At 60.6% G+C, this 16803-nt stretch carries 15 protein-coding genes and 1 tRNA gene; 3 read left to right on the top strand and 13 right to left on the bottom strand.

Annotation, left to right across the window (positions count from 1 at the left end):
* The first annotated feature begins 139 nt into the window (after positions 1-139).
* Positions 140-1918, top strand: a complete 1779-nt coding sequence (locus tag OQ248_RS13305) for an acyl-CoA dehydrogenase C-terminal domain-containing protein (protein WP_085709197.1) — start codon at positions 140-142, stop codon at positions 1916-1918.
* Positions 1919-2146: 228 nt separating this feature from the next.
* Here the strand turns inward: OQ248_RS13305 and OQ248_RS13310 are convergent, their stop codons facing one another.
* Entirely contained in the window at positions 2147-3076 is a 930-nt protein-coding gene (locus OQ248_RS13310) for a LysR family transcriptional regulator (RefSeq protein WP_265813064.1), read from the bottom strand.
* A gap of 169 nt (positions 3077-3245) precedes the next feature.
* Between OQ248_RS13310 and OQ248_RS13315 the strand changes: the two genes are divergently transcribed.
* Together OQ248_RS13315 and OQ248_RS13320 are read left to right on the top strand one after the other, a co-directional pair.
* Positions 3246-4529, top strand: coding sequence for an aminotransferase class III-fold pyridoxal phosphate-dependent enzyme (locus tag OQ248_RS13315; protein WP_265813065.1), 1284 nt, complete (start codon positions 3246-3248; stop codon positions 4527-4529).
* A gap of 206 nt (positions 4530-4735) precedes the next feature.
* The gene (locus tag OQ248_RS13320; protein WP_065259115.1) at positions 4736-4894 is read left to right on the top strand and encodes a YqaE/Pmp3 family membrane protein; all 159 of its coding nucleotides are present in this window, start codon (positions 4736-4738) and stop codon (positions 4892-4894) included.
* 3 nt (positions 4895-4897) lie between these two features.
* Here the strand turns inward: OQ248_RS13320 and OQ248_RS13325 are convergent, their stop codons facing one another.
* From OQ248_RS13325 to OQ248_RS13380, 12 genes are all read right to left on the bottom strand, one after another.
* Complete coding sequence (locus OQ248_RS13325; RefSeq protein ID WP_265813066.1) at positions 4898-6706, bottom strand: S9 family peptidase; 1809 nt, start codon at positions 6704-6706, stop codon at positions 4898-4900.
* Positions 6672-7844, bottom strand: a complete 1173-nt coding sequence (pqqE, locus tag OQ248_RS13330; protein ID WP_134828308.1) for a pyrroloquinoline quinone biosynthesis protein PqqE — start codon at positions 7842-7844, stop codon at positions 6672-6674. The genes OQ248_RS13325 and pqqE overlap by 35 nt, the downstream gene beginning before the upstream one ends.
* Positions 7816-8091, bottom strand: coding sequence for a pyrroloquinoline quinone biosynthesis peptide chaperone PqqD (gene pqqD, locus OQ248_RS13335; protein ID WP_265813067.1), 276 nt, complete (start codon positions 8089-8091; stop codon positions 7816-7818). Before pqqD ends, pqqE begins: the two co-directional genes overlap by 29 nt.
* Complete coding sequence (pqqC, locus tag OQ248_RS13340; protein ID WP_064380316.1) at positions 8088-8840, bottom strand: pyrroloquinoline-quinone synthase PqqC; 753 nt, start codon at positions 8838-8840, stop codon at positions 8088-8090. The genes pqqD and pqqC overlap by 4 nt, the downstream gene beginning before the upstream one ends.
* 21 nt (positions 8841-8861) lie before the next feature.
* Positions 8862-9773 (bottom strand): pyrroloquinoline quinone biosynthesis protein PqqB, encoded by a 912-nt coding sequence (gene pqqB, locus OQ248_RS13345; protein ID WP_265813068.1) that lies wholly within the window; start codon positions 9771-9773, stop codon positions 8862-8864.
* 81 nt (positions 9774-9854) lie between these two features.
* Entirely contained in the window at positions 9855-9929 is a 75-nt protein-coding gene (gene pqqA, locus OQ248_RS13350; RefSeq protein ID WP_003444522.1) for a pyrroloquinoline quinone precursor peptide PqqA, read from the bottom strand.
* Positions 9930-10088: 159 nt separating this feature from the next.
* A complete protein-coding gene (gene pqqF / locus OQ248_RS13355) occupies positions 10089-12515 on the bottom strand; it encodes a pyrroloquinoline quinone biosynthesis protein PqqF (RefSeq protein WP_265813069.1) in 2427 nt (808 codons plus the stop codon).
* A 38-nt stretch (positions 12516-12553) separates the two neighbouring features.
* Complete coding sequence (locus tag OQ248_RS13360) at positions 12554-13348, bottom strand: carbon-nitrogen hydrolase family protein (protein WP_265813070.1); 795 nt, start codon at positions 13346-13348, stop codon at positions 12554-12556.
* 12 nt (positions 13349-13360) lie between these two features.
* Positions 13361-15043, bottom strand: a complete 1683-nt coding sequence (locus OQ248_RS13365) for an NAD(P)/FAD-dependent oxidoreductase (RefSeq protein WP_085709206.1) — start codon at positions 15041-15043, stop codon at positions 13361-13363.
* Between the two features lie 146 nt (positions 15044-15189).
* The gene (locus OQ248_RS13370) at positions 15190-15651 is read right to left on the bottom strand and encodes an Lrp/AsnC family transcriptional regulator (RefSeq protein WP_065259123.1); all 462 of its coding nucleotides are present in this window, start codon (positions 15649-15651) and stop codon (positions 15190-15192) included.
* 293 nt (positions 15652-15944) lie between these two features.
* Entirely contained in the window at positions 15945-16520 is a 576-nt protein-coding gene (locus OQ248_RS13375) for a PBECR2 nuclease fold domain-containing protein (protein WP_265813071.1), read from the bottom strand.
* A gap of 204 nt (positions 16521-16724) precedes the next feature.
* A tRNA-Ile gene (locus OQ248_RS13380) sits at positions 16725-16801 on the bottom strand.
* Positions 16802-16803: the final 2 nt, after the last annotated feature.

Below are 16803 nucleotides of genomic sequence, written 5' to 3' on the forward strand. Positions count from 1 at the left end.
TTGGGTACAAGGCGGTGACTAAAAATAACAAAACAGTCATGGCCTGACCCTATGTGTCGCAAAAGTTGTTGGGTTACACTCCAGCTCAACGAAATCACCCTTCCACGAATCACCTGTTTAGATCTTTGCGAGGTTTGCCATGGCTGACTACAAAGCGCCGCTGCGCGATATGCGCTTCGTCCTCAATGAAGTGTTCGAAGTCGCCAAACTCTGGGCTGAACTGCCGGCCCTGGCCGAGACCGTCGACGCGGAAACCGTTGAAGCCATTCTCGAAGAGGCCGGCAAGGTCACCAGCAAAAGCATCGCGCCCCTGAGCCGCGCGGCCGACGAAGAGGGTTGCCACTGGGCCGACGGTGCCGTCACCACGCCGGCCGGTTTCCCACAGGCCTATCAGACTTATGCCGAAGGCGGCTGGGTTGGCGTTGGTGGTGATCCTGAATACGGCGGCATGGGCATGCCCAAAGCCGTCTCGGCTCAGGTCGAAGAGATGGTCAACTCCGCAAGCCTGTCCTTCGGTCTGTACCCGATGCTGACGGCCGGCGCCTGCCTGTCGATCAACGCCCACGCCAGCGAAGAGCTGAAAGCCGCTTACCTGCCGAACATGTACGCCGGCGTCTGGGCCGGTTCCATGTGCCTGACCGAGCCGCATGCCGGTACCGACCTGGGCATCATCCGCACCAAGGCCGAACCTCAGGCTGACGGTTCCTACAAGGTCAGCGGCACCAAGATTTTCATCACCGGCGGCGAGCACGACCTGACCGAAAACATCATCCACCTGGTGCTGGCCAAGCTGCCGGACGCACCGGCGGGGCCGAAAGGCATTTCGCTGTTCCTGGTGCCGAAGTTCATGGTCAATGCCGATGGCAGCCTGGGTGCGCGCAACCCGGCGAACTGCGGTTCGATCGAACACAAGATGGGCATCCAGGCCTCCGCTACCTGCGTGATGAACTTCGACGAAGCCGTGGGTTACTTGGTCGGCGAGCCGAACAAGGGTCTGGCCGCGATGTTCACCATGATGAACTACGAGCGTCTGGGTGTTGGTATCCAGGGGCTGGCCACCGGCGAGCGCTCGTACCAGAACGCCCTCGAATACGCCCGTGATCGTCTGCAAAGCCGTTCGCCGACCGGCGCGCAGAACAAGGACAAGGTGGCCGATCCGATCATCGTTCACCCGGACGTGCGTCGCATGCTGCTGACCATGAAAGCCTCGAACGAAGGCGGTCGTGCGTTCTCCACCTACGTGGCGATGCAGCTCGATACCGCCAAGTTCAGCGAAGACGCCGCCACCCGCAAACGTGCGGAAGATCTGGTTGCCTTGCTGACGCCAGTAGCCAAGGCGTTTCTGACCGATCTGGGTCTGGAAACCACGGTCCACGGCCAGCAGATCTTCGGCGGCCACGGCTACATCCGCGAGTGGGGCCAGGAGCAATTGGTGCGTGACGTGCGCATCACCCAGATCTACGAAGGCACCAACGGCATCCAGGCGCTGGACCTGGTGGGTCGCAAGATCGTCGGCAGCGGCGGCGCGTTCTACAAGTTGTTCGCCGACGAGATCCGCCATTTCACCGCCACTGCCAGTGCTGATCTGGGCGAGTTCACCAAGCCGCTGAATGACGCCGTCGACAACCTCGACGAACTGACCTCGTGGCTGCTGGACCGGGCGAAAACCAACCCGAACGAAATCGGTGCGGCGTCGGTCGAGTATCTGCAAGCCTTCGGCTACACCGCTTACGCCTACATGTGGGCGTTGATGGCCAAGGCATCGCTGGGCAAAGAAGCGCAGGATGATTTCTACGCCAGCAAGCTCGGCACGGCGCGCTTCTATTTCGCCCGTCTGCTGCCACGGATTCACTCGCTGAGCGCGTCGGTGAAGGCTGGCAGCGAATCGCTGTTCCTGCTGGATGCTGCGCAGTTCTGATGATGTAACGTCATGTAAGCGATCTCTTACATGACGTGCTGCTGTTCTCCCATAGGCGTAGATTGGATCCAGAGCTAATCTACTTTCCATGGACGTCGCGCAGGAAGCGCAAAGCAACAACACGGACACGTAAGGATTCTGCCAGGGTGGCGGAGTGAAATGGATGTCAGGGAAACAGTCTGCAAAGCCCCGCTTCGGCGGGGTTTTCTTATGCCCGCAGAAAAGTTTTCAGCTCAGCGAATCCAGACCTGGCGCAGCTTTGAGCGGTTTGTCCTCGCGCTGCATCACTTCCTCCAGCAACGTTCGCAGCAAGGCCAACGACGCCTGCTGACGCTGCACATCGCGACACACCAGGCCCACCTTTAGCGGCACCCGGGGTTCACTGATCGGTTTCCACAGCAAGTCCTGATCGTCGTACTCCTTCTGTGAGCGCCCCGGCAACACCGTCGCCAGCCGTGTGTGCGGGAGACTGTCGAGAATCCCCACCATATTGTTCAGTTCTGCCTGCACCTGCGGACGGCGCCCGAGGCTGGCCAGTTGCGCCTGCCAGATCTGGCGGATCTGAAACTCCTCGCCCAGCAGCAACATGGGCAATTCTGCGGCCTGGCTCATCGAGACTTTCTTGAATTCGTGCAACGGATGATCCGCCGGGATGACCAGTGTCAGTTCATCTTCGTACAACATCACGCCGTGCAGACCCGGCTGGCGGGGCGGCAGATAGCTGATGCCGATATCCAGCGAACCATTGAGCAGGCGCCGCTCGATCTCCAGTCCCGTCAGTTCATAAATCTGAACCACCAGATGGGGCTGGGCCTTGCGCACCCGCTCAAGCATTTGCGGCACAAGGCTGGTGTGCACGGTTTGCAGCACACCGATCGCCAGCGTACGCAGCGCCTGCCCCTTGAAGTTGCCCAGCGCCTCGCGGGCGCGCTGCATGCCGTCGAGCAGTGGCAGCGCGTGGTTGTACAGCGTATGGGCGGCCAGGGTCGGCAGCAGGCGTTTGCTGCTGCGCTCGAACAGGATGACGTCGAGGTTTTGTTCCAGATGGCGGATCTGCTGGGACAACGCGGGTTGAGAGATCGACAGGCGCTCGGCGGCGCGCCCGACATGGCCTTCTTCGTAGACCGCGACGAAATAACGCAGTTGTTTAAAATCCATAAGTGATACTTATCGAAAGTGCTGGGAAATCGAAATGGCTCGGCGCCTTGAAGACGCCTAGTCTAACCGCATTCACAAGGCTTACAGGGCCGGAAAGCGCAATGATCAGCGTTTGCTTCGAAAGTGTTTACATAGGCAGTTCAAAAAACCTCGATCGAGGTTTTTTTCAATGAATCTGTTCAGCTTGCGGCGCCAGGCGCCGAGTCTCGATGACCTGGCTTTTGAAACCCATGAATCGGATGCCGCTGACGGCCTGAATGCCGAGCGCCTGATGCCCAGTGTCGAGCGCCCGCAGCAGGTTTTCGTTCGTGGCCAGGGTTCCTGGTTGTGGGACAGCAATGACCGCGCCTACCTGGACTTTTCCCAGGCCGGCGGCGCCAACAGCCTCGGCCACAGCCCTTCGGCGCTGGTCAAAGCCATCGCCAGCCAGGCACAGGCCCTGATCAATCCCGGATTCAATCTGCACAACCGCGGCATGCTCAGTCTCGCCGAGCGTTTGTGTGCCAGCACTTTCAGCGATCAGGCGTATCTGCTCAACAGTGGCAGCGAAGCCTGTGAAGCCGCGATCAAACTGGCGCGCAAATGGGGCCAGCTGCATCGCGGCGGCGCCTCGCGGATCATTGTCGCCAGGCAAGGGTGTCACGGACGTAGTCTGGCAACGATTTCGGCGTCGGACAGTTGCAACCTGCACAATCGCTTCGCGCCGCTGCTACCGGGCTTCGATCTGGTGCCGTTCAATGATCTGCCGGCGCTGCATGCTGCAGTCGATGCGCAGACCGTAGCGATCATGCTCGAACCGATCCAGAGCGATGCCGGTGTGATCCCGGCGACCGAGCATTATCTCAAGGGTGTCGAACGCCTGTGCCGTGAACTGGGAATTCTGCTGATCCTCGACGAAGTGCAGACCGGCATCGGCCGCTGTGGCACCTTGCTCGCCGAACAATCCTACGGCGTGCGCGCTGATATCGTCGTACTCGGCAAGGGACTTGGCGGTGGCGTACCGCTGGCTGCGCTGCTGGCGCGAGGCAAAGCCTGCTGTTTCGACTCCGGCGAGTTGGGCGGCACACATCACGGCAATGCACTGATGACCGCCGCCGGCCTGGTGGTGCTCGACAGCGTGCAGGATCGCGCCTTCCTCGAACAGATCCGGGACAACGGCCAGCATCTGCGCGAAGGACTCGCCCGTCTGGCCCATCGTTACGATCATGGCGAGTTGCGCGGACAAGGTCTGTTCTGGGGGCTGACCCTGTCGGAAGACTCCGCCGAGGCCGTCGTCAAAGCCGCGCTTCATGAAGGCTTGCTGCTCAACGCCCCACAAGCCAACTGCCTGCGCTTCACCCCGGCGCTCACCGTCAGCAAGGCCAACATCGACGAAATGCTCCTGCGCCTGGCCCGCGCCTTCTCCCGGGTACGCACGGCGCAACTGCAATGCCGCAAAGGGATTGCCGTCTGAGCTGAAGTTTCCCACCCGAATTCAAGAACCGTCTCGCGGTATAACGCACGCCCCACGCCTGATTCTTTTGGCGTGGGGCGTTTTTTTGTGGCCGGGTAATGGCATTCAAATGGCGAGATCACGGGTTGCACTGAACCCTGACAAACGGCACAGGTCGATTAGCTTGTATGGCTCAGTCGAGCCAGCCCCCAATCAGGAGCTGCCCCATGGACTTCATCCGCATCATCATCGCCATTATCTTGCCGCCGCTGGGTGTGTTTCTGCAGGTCGGGTTCGGCGGCGCGTTCTGGCTGAATATCCTGCTGACGCTGTGCGGTTACATCCCGGGGATCGTGCACGCGGTGTACATCATCGCCAAGCGCTGAGTTTCAGTCCGCCAGGCCCATCACTCGCCGATAGAAACGCCACTCCTGCTCCAGCGCATGGGCCTGATTGACGGCCCGGCGGAAGCCGTGGCGTTCGTCGGCGTAGTAATGCGCCTCGACCTCGATGCCGTTGTGCTCCAGGGCCGCGACCATGTCGCGGGTCTGTTGCGGCACGACCACGGCGTCCAGTTCTCCCTGGAAGAAAATCACCGGCACGCGAATGTTGCCGGCGTGCAGCAACGGCGTGCGGGCGGCATAGCGTTCGGCGTCTTTCTCGGGATCGCCGATCAGCCAGTCCAGGTAATCGCCTTCGAACTTGTGTGTCGCGCGGCCAAGCGCTACCGGGTCGCTGACGCCGTACAGGCTGGCGCCGGCGCGGAACACTTGATGGAATGCCAATGCGCACAGCGTCGTGTAACCACCGGCGCTGCCGCCGCGGATAAACGCACGCTCGCCGTCGATCATGCCGCGATCATTCAGGTAAGCGACGACCGCACAGGCATCCTCGACATCCACCGCGCCCCAGCTCAGATGCAACGCCTGCCGATATTCCCGGCCATAGCCGCTGCTGCCACGGTAGTTGAGGTCGGCGACGGCGAAGCCGCGTTGCGTCCAGTACTGGATGCGCGGGTCGAGCATCGGGTAGCAGGCCGACGTCGGGCCGCCGTGAATGAACACCACCAGCGGCGGTTTGTCATCGCCATTGGTGGCCGGGTAAAAGAAGCCGTGCGCTTCACCTGAACCGCTGGGATAGCGCAGGGTTTGCGGTCGGCTGATGCGTTCGGCAGGCAGCGGGGCAATGCCGCCGGCCAGCACCTTTACTTCACGGGATTCGCGATCTATGGCAAGTACCGCTGAAGGGCTGATCGGTGAAGCGGCGATGCAGTAAATGAACTGATCATCGACCGCCAGATGACGGAAACGACTGTAGTCGCCAGTGAAGTCTTCACCGTTGAGTGCCAGACGACCGAAACCGCCTTCGCTCCAACTTGCCAAATAGCTTTCGCCGATGGGCAGCCAGGTGCAGCCGCCGAGTTGCCACGGCGCTGGTGCATGATCGGCCTTGGCACAAGGTAACGGTTGCAGGCCGTCGGCAGACTCGATCCACGGCTGCCAATACCCGCCACGGTCGGTCAGGCAGCCCAGTCGGCCATTGGCATCAAAGCGCGGTTGCTGGATCGACTCTTCAAGCATTTCACCGGCCACGCAACGGGGGGCAGAAAATCCATTACCTGTGCGTTCGGCGAGCATCAAACGGGTGGACGTCCACGGCTGATGCGGGCGGCTCCACTCGATCCACGCCAGGCGCTGGCCGTCCGGGCTGATGATCGGCGACGCGTAAAAGTCTGCTCCTTCAATCAGCTTTCGGCGGGTGCCAGTCGCCAGATCGATGGCCACCAGACGATGGCGATCACCGTTCTCTTCCACGGCCAGCACCTGACCGCCGGCAAAATGCAGGTCGCCATACCGACACTCGCCAGATGTCAGTGCCTGGGGCTCGCCATCCAGCGTTTGGCGGTAAAGCTGCTGATCCGCCTCGTTGACGAAAACCACCCCATCAGGCGTCAGACAAAACGCCCCACCGCCATATTCGTACACCCGGCTGCGCACGCTGAAACCCGCAGGTGTCAGACATTTCGCCGCGCCATCGCGCCAGTGCCAGATCCGGCACGCGGCGTCTGCAGGGCGGTATTCATTCCAGAACAAACCCTGTGCGCCGAGCTGCAGTTCGGCGAAATCCACACCGGCTGCAACGGCGGCAGTGGCGCTGAAAGGCTCAGCCTTTGGCGATGAGGCGCGAGTTTCGTTCATTGCGAAAGGCCAGTTGTTCGATGGTCTGGGTGGCGTGCTCGGCTTCTTCGCGGGCCTTGAGGATCACGCCGTGATGTTCGGACTTGCTGCACACCGGGTCGGCATTGCTGGCATCGCCGGTGAGCATGAACGCCTGGCAGCGGCAGCCGCCGAAGTCCTGTTCTTTCTCGTCACAGGAGCGGCACGGCTCGGGCATCCAGTCATAACCGCGAAAACGGTTGAAGCCGAACGAGTCGTACCAGATGTGCTGCATGCTGTGGTCGCGCACATTGGGAAATTGTACCGGCAGCTGTCGGGCGCCATGACAGGGCAGGGCGGTGCCGTCCGGCGTGACCGTCAGAAACAGGCTGCCCCAACCGTTCATGCAGGCCTTCGGGCGCTCTTCGTAGTAGTCCGGGGTGACGAAAATCAGCTTGCACGGATGCCCTTCGGCTTCCAGCCTGGCGCGGTATTCGTTGGTAATGCGTTCGGCGCGGACCAGTTGTTCCTTGGTTGGCAGCAGGCCGACACGATTGAGCTGCGCCCAGCCGTAGAACTGGCAAGTGGCGAGCTCGACGAAGTCCGCTTCGAGCGCGATGCACAGCTCGATGATGCGGTCGATCTTGTCGATATTGTGCCGATGGGTGACGAAGTTCAGCACCATCGGATAGCCGTGAGCTTTTACCGCCCGGGCCATTTCCAGTTTCTGCGCGAAGGCTTTTTTCGAGCCGGCGAGCAGATTGTTCACTTGCTCGTCGCTGGCCTGGAAACTGATCTGGATGTGATCGAGCCCGGCCTTCTTGAAGTCGCTGATCTTCTGCTCGGTCAGGCCGATGCCGGAAGTGATCAGGTTGGTGTAGAAACCCAACTGACGCGCTTCACGGATCAACTCGGCGAGGTCCTGGCGCACCAGTGGTTCGCCCCCGGAAAAGCCCAGTTGCGCCGCGCCCATCTCCCGCGCTTCGCGGAACACCTTGATCCACTGCTCGGTGCTCAGCTCTTTGCCTTGCTCGGCGAAGTCCAGCGGATTGGAGCAGTACGGGCATTGCAGCGGGCAGCGGTAAGTCAGTTCGGCGAGCAGCCACAGCGGCAGGCCGATTTCCGGTTTGGCCGGGACTTGCACCGATGACTCAGGCAAGTTCGATCCAGTGCTGCGCACGGGCAACCTCCATGAATTGCTCGATGTCGTCACCGAGCTCGGGTACGCCGGGGAACTGTCTGTCGAGTTCGGCGATGATCGCCGCGACATTCCGCTCACCGTCGATCAGGCCGCCGATCAGCGCGGCACTTTCGTTGAGCTTGATCATGCCTTCCGGGTACAGCAGCACGTGGCCTTTCTGCGCCGGTTCGTACTGGAAGCGGTAGCCGGGACGCCAGATCGGAGTCTTGCTGCGGTCGAAACTCATAAGGCGATTCCTTTATGCCAGACCCGTTGATCGGTGACGCTGTGATACGGCGGGCGGTTCAGTTCGTAGGCCATGCTCATGGCATCGAGCATGCTCCAAAGGATGTCCAGTTTGAACTGGAGAATTTCCAGCATGCGCTCCTGGCCCTCGCGGGTCTTGTAGTGCTCCAGCGTGATCGCCAGACCATGCTCGACATCGCGCCGGGCCTGACCGAGACGGGTGCGGAAGTACTCGTAGCCGGCCGGGTCGATCCACGGGTAATGCTGCGGCCAGCTGTCGAGGCGCGACTGGTGGATCTGCGGCGCGAACAGTTCGGTCAACGAGCTGCTGGCGGCTTCTTGCCAACTGGCGCGGCGGGCGAAGTTGACGTAAGCATCGACGGCGAAACGCACGCCGGGCAACACCAGTTCCTGGGAGCGCAATTGATCCGGATCGAGACCGACGGCCTGGCCGAGACGCAGCCAGGCTTCGATGCCGCCGTCTTCGCCGGGGGCGCCGTCGTGGTCGAGCAGGCGTTGAATCCACTCGCGGCGGATTTCGCGATCCGGGCAGTTGGCGAGGATGGCCGCGTCTTTCAGGGGGATGTTCACCTGATAGTAGAAGCGGTTGGCGACCCAGCCCTGGATCTGCTCGCGGGTAGCCCGGCCTTCATACATCGCCACGTGATACGGGTGATGGATGTGGTAATAGGCGCCCTTGGCGCGCAGGGCCGCTTCGAATTCGGTGGGGGACAGCGGGGTGTCGGTCATTGCGGTTCTCCGGGCCATTCGTTACAGGACGATGCTCATGCCGTCATACGCCACTTCAACATTGCGTCGCGCCAGCTCCGCGCGCTCCGGGGAGTCTTCGTCGAGAATCGGGTTGGTGTTGTTGATGTGGATAAGTACCTTGCGCTGCTCGGGAAGCTGTTCCAGCACTTCGAGCATGCCGCCGGGGCCGTTCTGCGCCAGGTGACCCATTTCGCGACCGGTGCGGGTGCCGACGCCACGGCGCCGCATTTCATCGTCGTCCCACATTGTCCCGTCCACCAGTACGCAGTCGCTGCCGGCCATGATTTCCAGCAACGGCGCGTCGACCTTGCCCAGGCCCGGCGCGTAGAACAGTTTGCCGCCGGTGCCGAGGTCTTCGACGATCAGGCCGATGTTGTCGCCCGGATGCGGGTCGAAGCGGTGCGGCGAGTAGGGCGGTGCGGCGCTGCGCAATGGCAGCGGGGTGAAGCGCAGGTTCGGGCAGGCGGTGACGGTGAAGCTCTGGTCGAGCTCGATGCGGTTCCAGTCCAGCCCGCCGTTCCAGTGCTTGAGCATGGTGAACAGCGGGAAACCGGTGCTCAGGTCTTCGTGGACCATGTCCGTGCACCAGACCTGATGCGGGCAGCCTTCGCGCAGGCTGAGCAGGCCGGTGGTGTGGTCGATCTGGCTGTCCATCAGGATGATCGCGCTTATGCCGGTGTCACGCAGGGCACGGCCCGGTTGCATCGGGGCGAAGCTCTGGAGCTGCGCGCGGATATCCGGCGAGGCATTGCACAGCACCCAGTTCACGCCGTCATCGGAAATCGCGATGGACGATTGGGTGCGGGCCTGGGCATTCAGGCTGCCGTCGCGAAAACCGGCGCAATTGACGCAGTTGCAGTTCCACTGCGGAAAACCGCCACCGGCGGCCGAACCCAGAATCTGGACGAACATGAACGCTCCATCATTTCAACGCTGAAAATAAAACGCCCCGGCGAGCCGAGGCGTTGCACTGCAATTCTGACGAGGCAGAACTCAGCGGCTGGCGAAGTACATGGTGACTTCGAAGCCGATACGCAGGTCGGTGTAAGCAGGTTTGGTCCAGGCCATCGGGTGACTCCTTCTTCAGGTGGGTGAGATAGCGCTATCCATAGGTATAGTCCACGGCAGCGCTGAGATGTTCCAAATAGTTAGGTGGCTATGTTACTCAAAATTTCAGGGGGTTGGCCCGTGAATCTTTGAGAAAGCTCCTTGCAGCCCCGGTAATGATCATTTTGCCGCTTGCCATGGCGTACCTGGCGCAGGGTCACTGGACAGGCCGTGCCAGCCGCCTTCGGCGCGGATCAGGTGTTGTGCGGCGGCTTGTAGTGCCGGGCGATTCAGCTCAGCGATGGCGCGGCGCAATTGCAGCAGATAATCCGACGAGTGGCCGGCGAGTCGGGCCTGCCACAGGAGCTCGGCCGCCTCTTTGCCGGACAGGACGCTTTCATCGAACTGATCGGCAAGCGTCTGGCGTTGCTGGGCGAGGCTGGCGTCATCGAGTTGTTCGATAAGGGCTGGCAAGCCGTCGAGGAACTGTTGAATGTGCACGAGCAATTGAGCGGCGCTGGTCGTTGGCGATTGCACACCGAACAACAATCCGCTCCGGCCATGGATCTGGCGCAACCCGCTGAACACGGCATAACCCAGTTGCAGCTCGACTCGCAGGCGTTGGTAGAAAGGCGTCTGGCACAGGTGCTCGAGCAGACGCCACGCGGCTTCGTCAGCGATTTCATGACTGGCGGCAGGACAGAACAGTAGCAAGGCGTGTTCGCTGGAGTCGCTTTCGATTTGTTGCCACGAGTATTGGGTGTGGGTTGTCGAGGGGGCGGCCAATTGATTGTCCGGTGCGCCGGGGATGCGACTCAGGGACAGGCCCATGGCGGATTGGGTCTGAGAGTTGAGGCCCAACGCCAGACCGTCCCAGCGGGAAGTTGTCCACAGGTTCGCGGCGTCATCGGACTCGCTTACTGCTGGCAGGCAGTGTTCGGGCAACGCCTTGAGCAATTGGCGAATCGGTATCAACGGTGGTTGCGGCCCTTCCTTTGCGGAATTGGCGCCCACTTGCGTCAGAGATTTCAGCGCATGCTCCAGCACAGCGGGGAGCGTGTCCTGCAGACCGGTCACTTTCAGCAGCCACTGATTACCCATGGTGCTGAACGACAACTCGACCCCGGCCTGACGGGCATCGTCAGATACTTCCTGCAGACTGCGTTGCAGTTTCGCCTGCAGCTCGGCCGTGGCCACTGCTTCCGTTTGCCAGCGTACATACACCGCGCCTACGTCGCTGTTATCCGGCAGTGCCTGACTGAATTGCATCGGCGAGCGTTCACGGCGGGTGCGCGAGCGATCCTGAGCAAACGTGCGCAGCCCCCGGTGAGCGCTGGTCTGGCCACGGATCAGGCCGGCGTTGGCCAGCGGTTCGGCTGTGCGCAGGAAGGGGTTGGCAGTTGGCAGATGCCAATGGGGGCTGAAGTTATCCACAGTGCCGATTTTGCCGAGAATCTCTTTGAGCGCTGTAACGGCCGATTCGGACAGGCCGCTTTCGAGTTGTTCGCTGTCGAGCCGTGCCAGTTGCAGTGCACCGCTGACTTGCTGCTGACGCTGAAGCAGTTCCGCGTATTCCGCACGCAATGCCGGCCAGTCCTGCTGCGCTGCGAAGAAGCTCAGCCAGTCGAGAAACTGTGCACGGATGGTGTCGAGTGTTCCGGATGTCGCGGTGAACTGAAGATGCAGCAAAGCTTGCTCAGCAAATTGATACAGCACACAGGCCTGTAAACCTTCCGCCAGACCCTGCTGCTGCAAATGCGCGAGCAACCCACCGGGTTTGGCGCTGTTCAAACAGTGACAGAGAAATGCCAATGCCTCGGGCGACGACGCCGGCAAGTCCTCCAGCGCAAACAGCAGATTGCCGTGCCGCTCGCCGACCTGTTGATAACTTGTCTGCGGGTTGTCCATCAAGCGGAGGGGGCCCGCCTGCGCAGTTTTATCCCCAGCCATCAGTGCGGCGGTAAATTGTTCGGCCAACGCTCGGAGTTCTTCAACACTCTGCGGTCCGACCAGGCTCAGTGTCATCTGTCCGGTTCTGTAGAACTGTTGATGGAAATCTTTCAGTGCTTGCTGAAAGCCCGCTCGTTCTACCGGCAGGCTGTTGCGGTTCCCGGCATGGAAGCCGCGCAACGGATGCGCTGCTGACAGCCCTTCGAACAGCGCTTCTTTCTGCTGAGCCGCAGCATCCTTCGACCACGCGACAAACTCCGCCTGCAGCACTTCCCGTTCCCGCAACTGATCGTCCGGATTCATACGCGACCGGGCGAGCATGTCTGACAGACGCTCCAGCCCACCGCTGAAGGACGCCGGCGGCAATTCAAAGAAGAAATCGGTGGTGCGCTCGCGAGTGCTGGCATTCACCTGACCGCCGTGACCTTGCACGTAGGCCATCAACCCTTGCTGTGCAGGAAAACGCTCGGTACCGAGGAACAGTAAGTGCTCAAGGAAATGCGCCAGTCCCGGCCACGCCAACGGCACATCATGACTGCCGGCAGCCACCCGCAACGCGGCGGCGCTGCGCTTCAGGCCGGGCACGTGACGCAGGGTCACGCGCAAGCCGTTGGCCAGGGTTTCGGAGTGGGGACGGGGATGAGTCGGCGCAGGCATGGGCACTTCCAGAACAGTGAAGTGCCCATGCTAGCGGATTAGCGCTTGTTGAGCGCGTCGTAAAGTTCGGGGCGGCGGTCGTTGAAGTAGCGGTTGGCGCTGCGGGAGTCGACCATCAACTGGCGATCCAGCTCACCGACGATCAAGGCTTCGTCCAGTCCGGCCTGGGCGATACGGCTGCCATCCGGCGCGGCAATGCTGCTTTGTCCGCAGTAATGGATGTCGCCTTCGTGGCCGCAGTAGTTGGCGTAAGCCACGTAGCACTGGTTCTCGAAGGCGCGGGAGCGCACGGAAACATCGGCAATGAAATCGAAAGGAATCATATTCGCCGTCGGCACCAGAATCAGCTCGGCACCTTCAAGGGCCAGGCGCCGCGCGTTTTCCGGGAACTCCAGGTCGTAGCAGATCAGGAAACCGAGCTTCCAGCCGTTGAGCTCGACGATGGGAAACTCGCCATCGCCGGGGCTGAACATCGAACGATCCAGATCGCCGAACAGATGCGTTTTGCGGTAATTGCACAGGCGCTCGCCGTTCGAATCGATCAACTGCACGGCGTTGTAGATCTGCCCTTCGGCGGTGCGTTCAGGGTAACCGTAGAGAATCGCCAGACCGGCAGCCTTGGCGATCCGCCCGACCTGTTGCGCCCATTCACCGTTGTAGACCTCGGCCAATGTCGCGACCGCTTCCTTGCCGATGTTGTAGCCGGTCAGGAACATCTCCGGCACCACCAGCAAATCGGCACCTTTGGCCTCCATCGCCAGTTGATGCAGGCGCTGGAGGTTGGCGGCCGATTCCAGTGGCAGCGGTGGGCATTGGTAAAGGGCTACACGCATCGGGGATTCCTCTTACTCGGGCAGGGCGATCGGGCCGATGTCGTTGAACACATCACCCGGGCCGGGGTTCTCTTTATGTGTGGACCCGCCGAAGTGCTTCATGATTCCCCACACCGCGTTGAGCGACGTCTGTACCGCGCCCTCGACCCAGGCCGGCGTCCACGAGACGTCGTCGCCGGCGATGAAAATCCCGCGCTGCTCCGGCGGCATGTCGTCCTGCATGAAGTGCGCGTACATGCGCTGGTTGTAGCGATAGTGGCCGGGCAGGGCGCCTTTGAACGCGCCCAGGAAATGCGGGTCGGCTTCCCACGACACGGTGATCGGATCGCCGATGATCCGCGCCGCGATGTCGACTTTCGGGTAGATCTTCTTCAACGCGTCCAGCGCCAGTTTCACGCGTTTTTCCACCGGGTGCGGAAGCATCTTCAGCGCATCGCTCATCCACGAGTACGACAAGCAGATCACGCCCGGCTTGTCGTCGCCGTTGTCGAACAGATAGGTGCCACGGGTCAGGCGATCGGTGAGGGTCATGCTCATCAGGTCGCGGCCGGTTTCCGGGTCCTTGTCCTTCCAGAACGGGCGGTCGACCATCACGAAAGTCTTCGACGATTGCATGTAGCGCGTGCGGTCCAGCGCCATCCACATCTTTTGCGAGAACAGGGTTTCGTCGCATTCTATCTGGGTGGTCAGCAGCCAGCTCTGGCAGGTGGTCAGCACGGCGGCGTATTCGCGGGTGTCGCCGTTGTTGTCGGTGACCGCGAAACGTCCGTCAGGCGCGTGGGCGATTTTCTTCACCCCGGAGCGCGGCGCGCCATGGTGCAACGATTTCAGGCTGGTGCCTTGCGGCCAGTGTACGCAGCGCTCCGGCGCATGACGCCAGATACCTTGCGGCACTTGTTCCACGCCGCCGACCACCAGATGTTGGTGATCGTCGCAATTGGTCATCACCACGCGGAAGATTTCCAGCATCGAGTTGGGGAAGTCCGAGTCCCAGCCGCCGGTACCGAAACCGACCTGACCGAATACTTCGCGGTGATGGAACGACAACTTGGCGAAGGCTTTCGACGTGGCAACGAAGTCATAGAACGTGCGGTCGTCCCACAGCGGCACCAAGGTGTTCCACAGTTCCTTGAGGCGTGGCACATCGCGGTCGCGGATCGCTTGCTGGATATCGGCGAATTGCGAGCCGGCCTCCAGGGCATCAGCCCAGGCGTCAGCCACTTCCTGGAACAACGCAGGAAGATCCTTCAGGCTTTGTGCGTAATGGGTTTTGCCTTCCAGGTCGATCACGGTGCTGCCAGAGGCAGGCGTCAGCGGGTTGGGGAAGGGCTTTGTCTCGAGGCCGAGTTTGTCGACGTAGTGATAGAACGCGGTGGAGGACACCGGGAAACGCATGCCGCCAAGCTCGGCGACGATGCCATCGGTACCGTTGAAGGCCTGGGAACGCAGACGGCCGCCAAGTTTCGAGGCCTCGTAAACGACCGGTTTCAAACCAAGTTTCATCAGCTCGTAAGCGGCCACCAGACCTGCGATGCCGGCACCGACAATCGCTACTTCGGCACCGTGGTTGTGCTCGGGAATGCTGCCCAGGCCGGCGGGGTGTTCGATCCAGTCGTCGAAGGCGAACGGAAAGTCCGGGCCGAAAATGGTGATCGGTTTTTTACCGTCTGCAGGATGGCGATTGTTCTTGTTCATGGCTGACCTTGCTGGCGACCCGACGCCGGATGCGCGTCTGAGTATAGGAAAAGATGCCAGCCATTCTAGGGAGCGTAGAACACGTTAATAAGACGCAAAGTGTCGTCGATTTGAGTGTTGATGATGCAATATGACGAATATTTTGATCAGACTGGATGGCCGCGATCAATTTTGCTGCTGAGGATGATCGAGGTCGTGGTCTTGTCCACGCCGTCTACGCTGCCGATCTGATCGAGAAGCTGGTCCAGTTGTTCAGGCGAGTCGGTGCGCAGCCACGCCACATAATCAAATTCGCCACTCACCGCGCACAATTGCTGAACCTGGGCCATTGCACTCAACCGGCGCAGCACCTCTTTACCGGAGCGCGGCTGCACCTTGATCCCGACGTACGCCTGCAACCCGCCATCCACCACGCGCTGACCCAGGCGCACGCCATAGCCGGTGATGACTTTGGCTTTTTCCAGCCGCGCCAGCCGCGAAGTCACGGTCGTGCGGGCGATCCCCAATTGCCGGGCCAGCATCGCCACGCTCTCGCGGGCGTTGATTTGCAGGGCAGCGATCAGCTGGCGGTCGATTTCATCGAGCACGGGTGGGCGGATGTCGGGCAAGGGCAGGCTCCAGCGGTACGGATCAATGGGGTTGCATGTTACAGGCTCGTCAAGCTAGGCGCTTGTGAGTGCTGATTGAGAGGTTGGGGCCAGGCAGTCGCCGGGCCGCGGGATTTTACTGAAACAAAAGAACAGACAAATGATTTGACTTGCCTGCTGCCTTTATAAAAAATGGCCTCAAGAGCGCGAAATCTGCTGCCTTGCAGGGCTTCAGCAGACGTAGGTACCTCAGCGATGCTGCAACATCGGTGTAAGGTGAGACCTCTTCATCCCATTTCCTGAGGATGCCAATATCAGGATTCAAATATTCGAGGGGAGCCAACAGGCTCCCCTTTTTGTTTGTCCTGAAGAACGTATCTCTTGTAGAGAAGTTCGCCCTGGCGGTGCTTGTTCATCGCTCTTGCCGGGGCATGCATGAAGTTCCACAGGACGTGTCCGTGCCTGACATCCACCACGACGAGCATGTCATTCTTTGCCTCGTAAGCGTTGATGAAGGCCAGGCGATATCCACCGTTGTCGTACAGGACTCTCCAAATTTCAAAAGGTCCCGTCAGCGTATCAATGGCATGTCGAACATAGCGCTCTCGTGAGTCAGCACGCTTTTCGACAATATGGGCGAGCTTGTCTCTCATCACCGCAACATTTCCGATCGGCGTGAGGATGGTCACTGCCAGTAGCGCCTCGTCGATGAATCCGAAGTGAGCCAAGAGGATTCTGAGGGCTCCTTGCGCATCGTCTGCCCTTTTCACTTCCTCAATTGCGGCAGAGCAAAGCTCTCTGGTCAGTGTCCGCAGATCGGGCAAAGCTAAGTCGATCCATGTTTGTTGGCCACCTGCTTCTTTGACCAGTGGCGCAGCACTCACGAGCATGAAAGTAATCCTTGGCGGGCAGCGGCGCCCGGAGATTACTTGCTCGGAGAAAAGGCCAAAAAGGCTGAAACCTAAGTAAAAATACAGCTTGGGAAATTGCCTACAGACCTTGCGGTAGTCTTCCTAAAACTGTGTTTTTGAAGGCAGCGTCGCCAAACTACAGGCGAAAAAAAGCCGCACATAAGCGCGGCTTTTTTTTATGTTTGGTGGGCCCACACGGACTTGAACCGTGGACCAAAGGATTATGAGTCCTCTGCTCTAACCAACTGAGCTATAGGCCCTC

The organism is Pseudomonas sp. COW5 (assembly GCF_026240005.1).
Classification (GTDB): domain Bacteria; phylum Pseudomonadota; class Gammaproteobacteria; order Pseudomonadales; family Pseudomonadaceae; genus Aquipseudomonas; species Aquipseudomonas kribbensis.

Excerpts from the sequence above, each read along its gene's own strand:
- OQ248_RS13325 (WP_265813066.1), bottom strand. The coding sequence starts at position 6,706 with ATGAACGAAACTCGCGCCTCATCGCCAAAGGCTGAGCCTTTCAGCGCC.
- pqqC (WP_064380316.1), bottom strand. The coding sequence starts at position 8,840 with ATGACCGACACCCCGCTGTCCCCCACCGAATTCGAAGCGGCCCTGCGC.
- OQ248_RS13360 (WP_265813070.1), bottom strand. The coding sequence starts at position 13,348 with ATGCGTGTAGCCCTTTACCAATGCCCACCGCTGCCACTGGAATCGGCC.
- OQ248_RS13365 (WP_085709206.1), bottom strand. The coding sequence starts at position 15,043 with ATGAACAAGAACAATCGCCATCCTGCAGACGGTAAAAAACCGATCACC.
- pqqB (WP_265813068.1), bottom strand. The coding sequence starts at position 9,773 with ATGTTCGTCCAGATTCTGGGTTCGGCCGCCGGTGGCGGTTTTCCGCAG.
- OQ248_RS13375 (WP_265813071.1), bottom strand. The coding sequence starts at position 16,520 with ATGCTCGTGAGTGCTGCGCCACTGGTCAAAGAAGCAGGTGGCCAACAA.
- pqqD (WP_265813067.1), bottom strand. The coding sequence starts at position 8,091 with ATGAGTTTCGACCGCAGCAAGACTCCGATCTGGCGTCCCGGCTACCGC.
- OQ248_RS13315 (WP_265813065.1), top strand. The coding sequence starts at position 3,246 with ATGAATCTGTTCAGCTTGCGGCGCCAGGCGCCGAGTCTCGATGACCTG.
- OQ248_RS13310 (WP_265813064.1), bottom strand. The coding sequence starts at position 3,076 with ATGGATTTTAAACAACTGCGTTATTTCGTCGCGGTCTACGAAGAAGGC.
- OQ248_RS13320 (WP_065259115.1), top strand. The coding sequence starts at position 4,736 with ATGGACTTCATCCGCATCATCATCGCCATTATCTTGCCGCCGCTGGGT.
- OQ248_RS13305 (WP_085709197.1), top strand. The coding sequence starts at position 140 with ATGGCTGACTACAAAGCGCCGCTGCGCGATATGCGCTTCGTCCTCAAT.
- pqqF (WP_265813069.1), bottom strand. The coding sequence starts at position 12,515 with ATGCCTGCGCCGACTCATCCCCGTCCCCACTCCGAAACCCTGGCCAAC.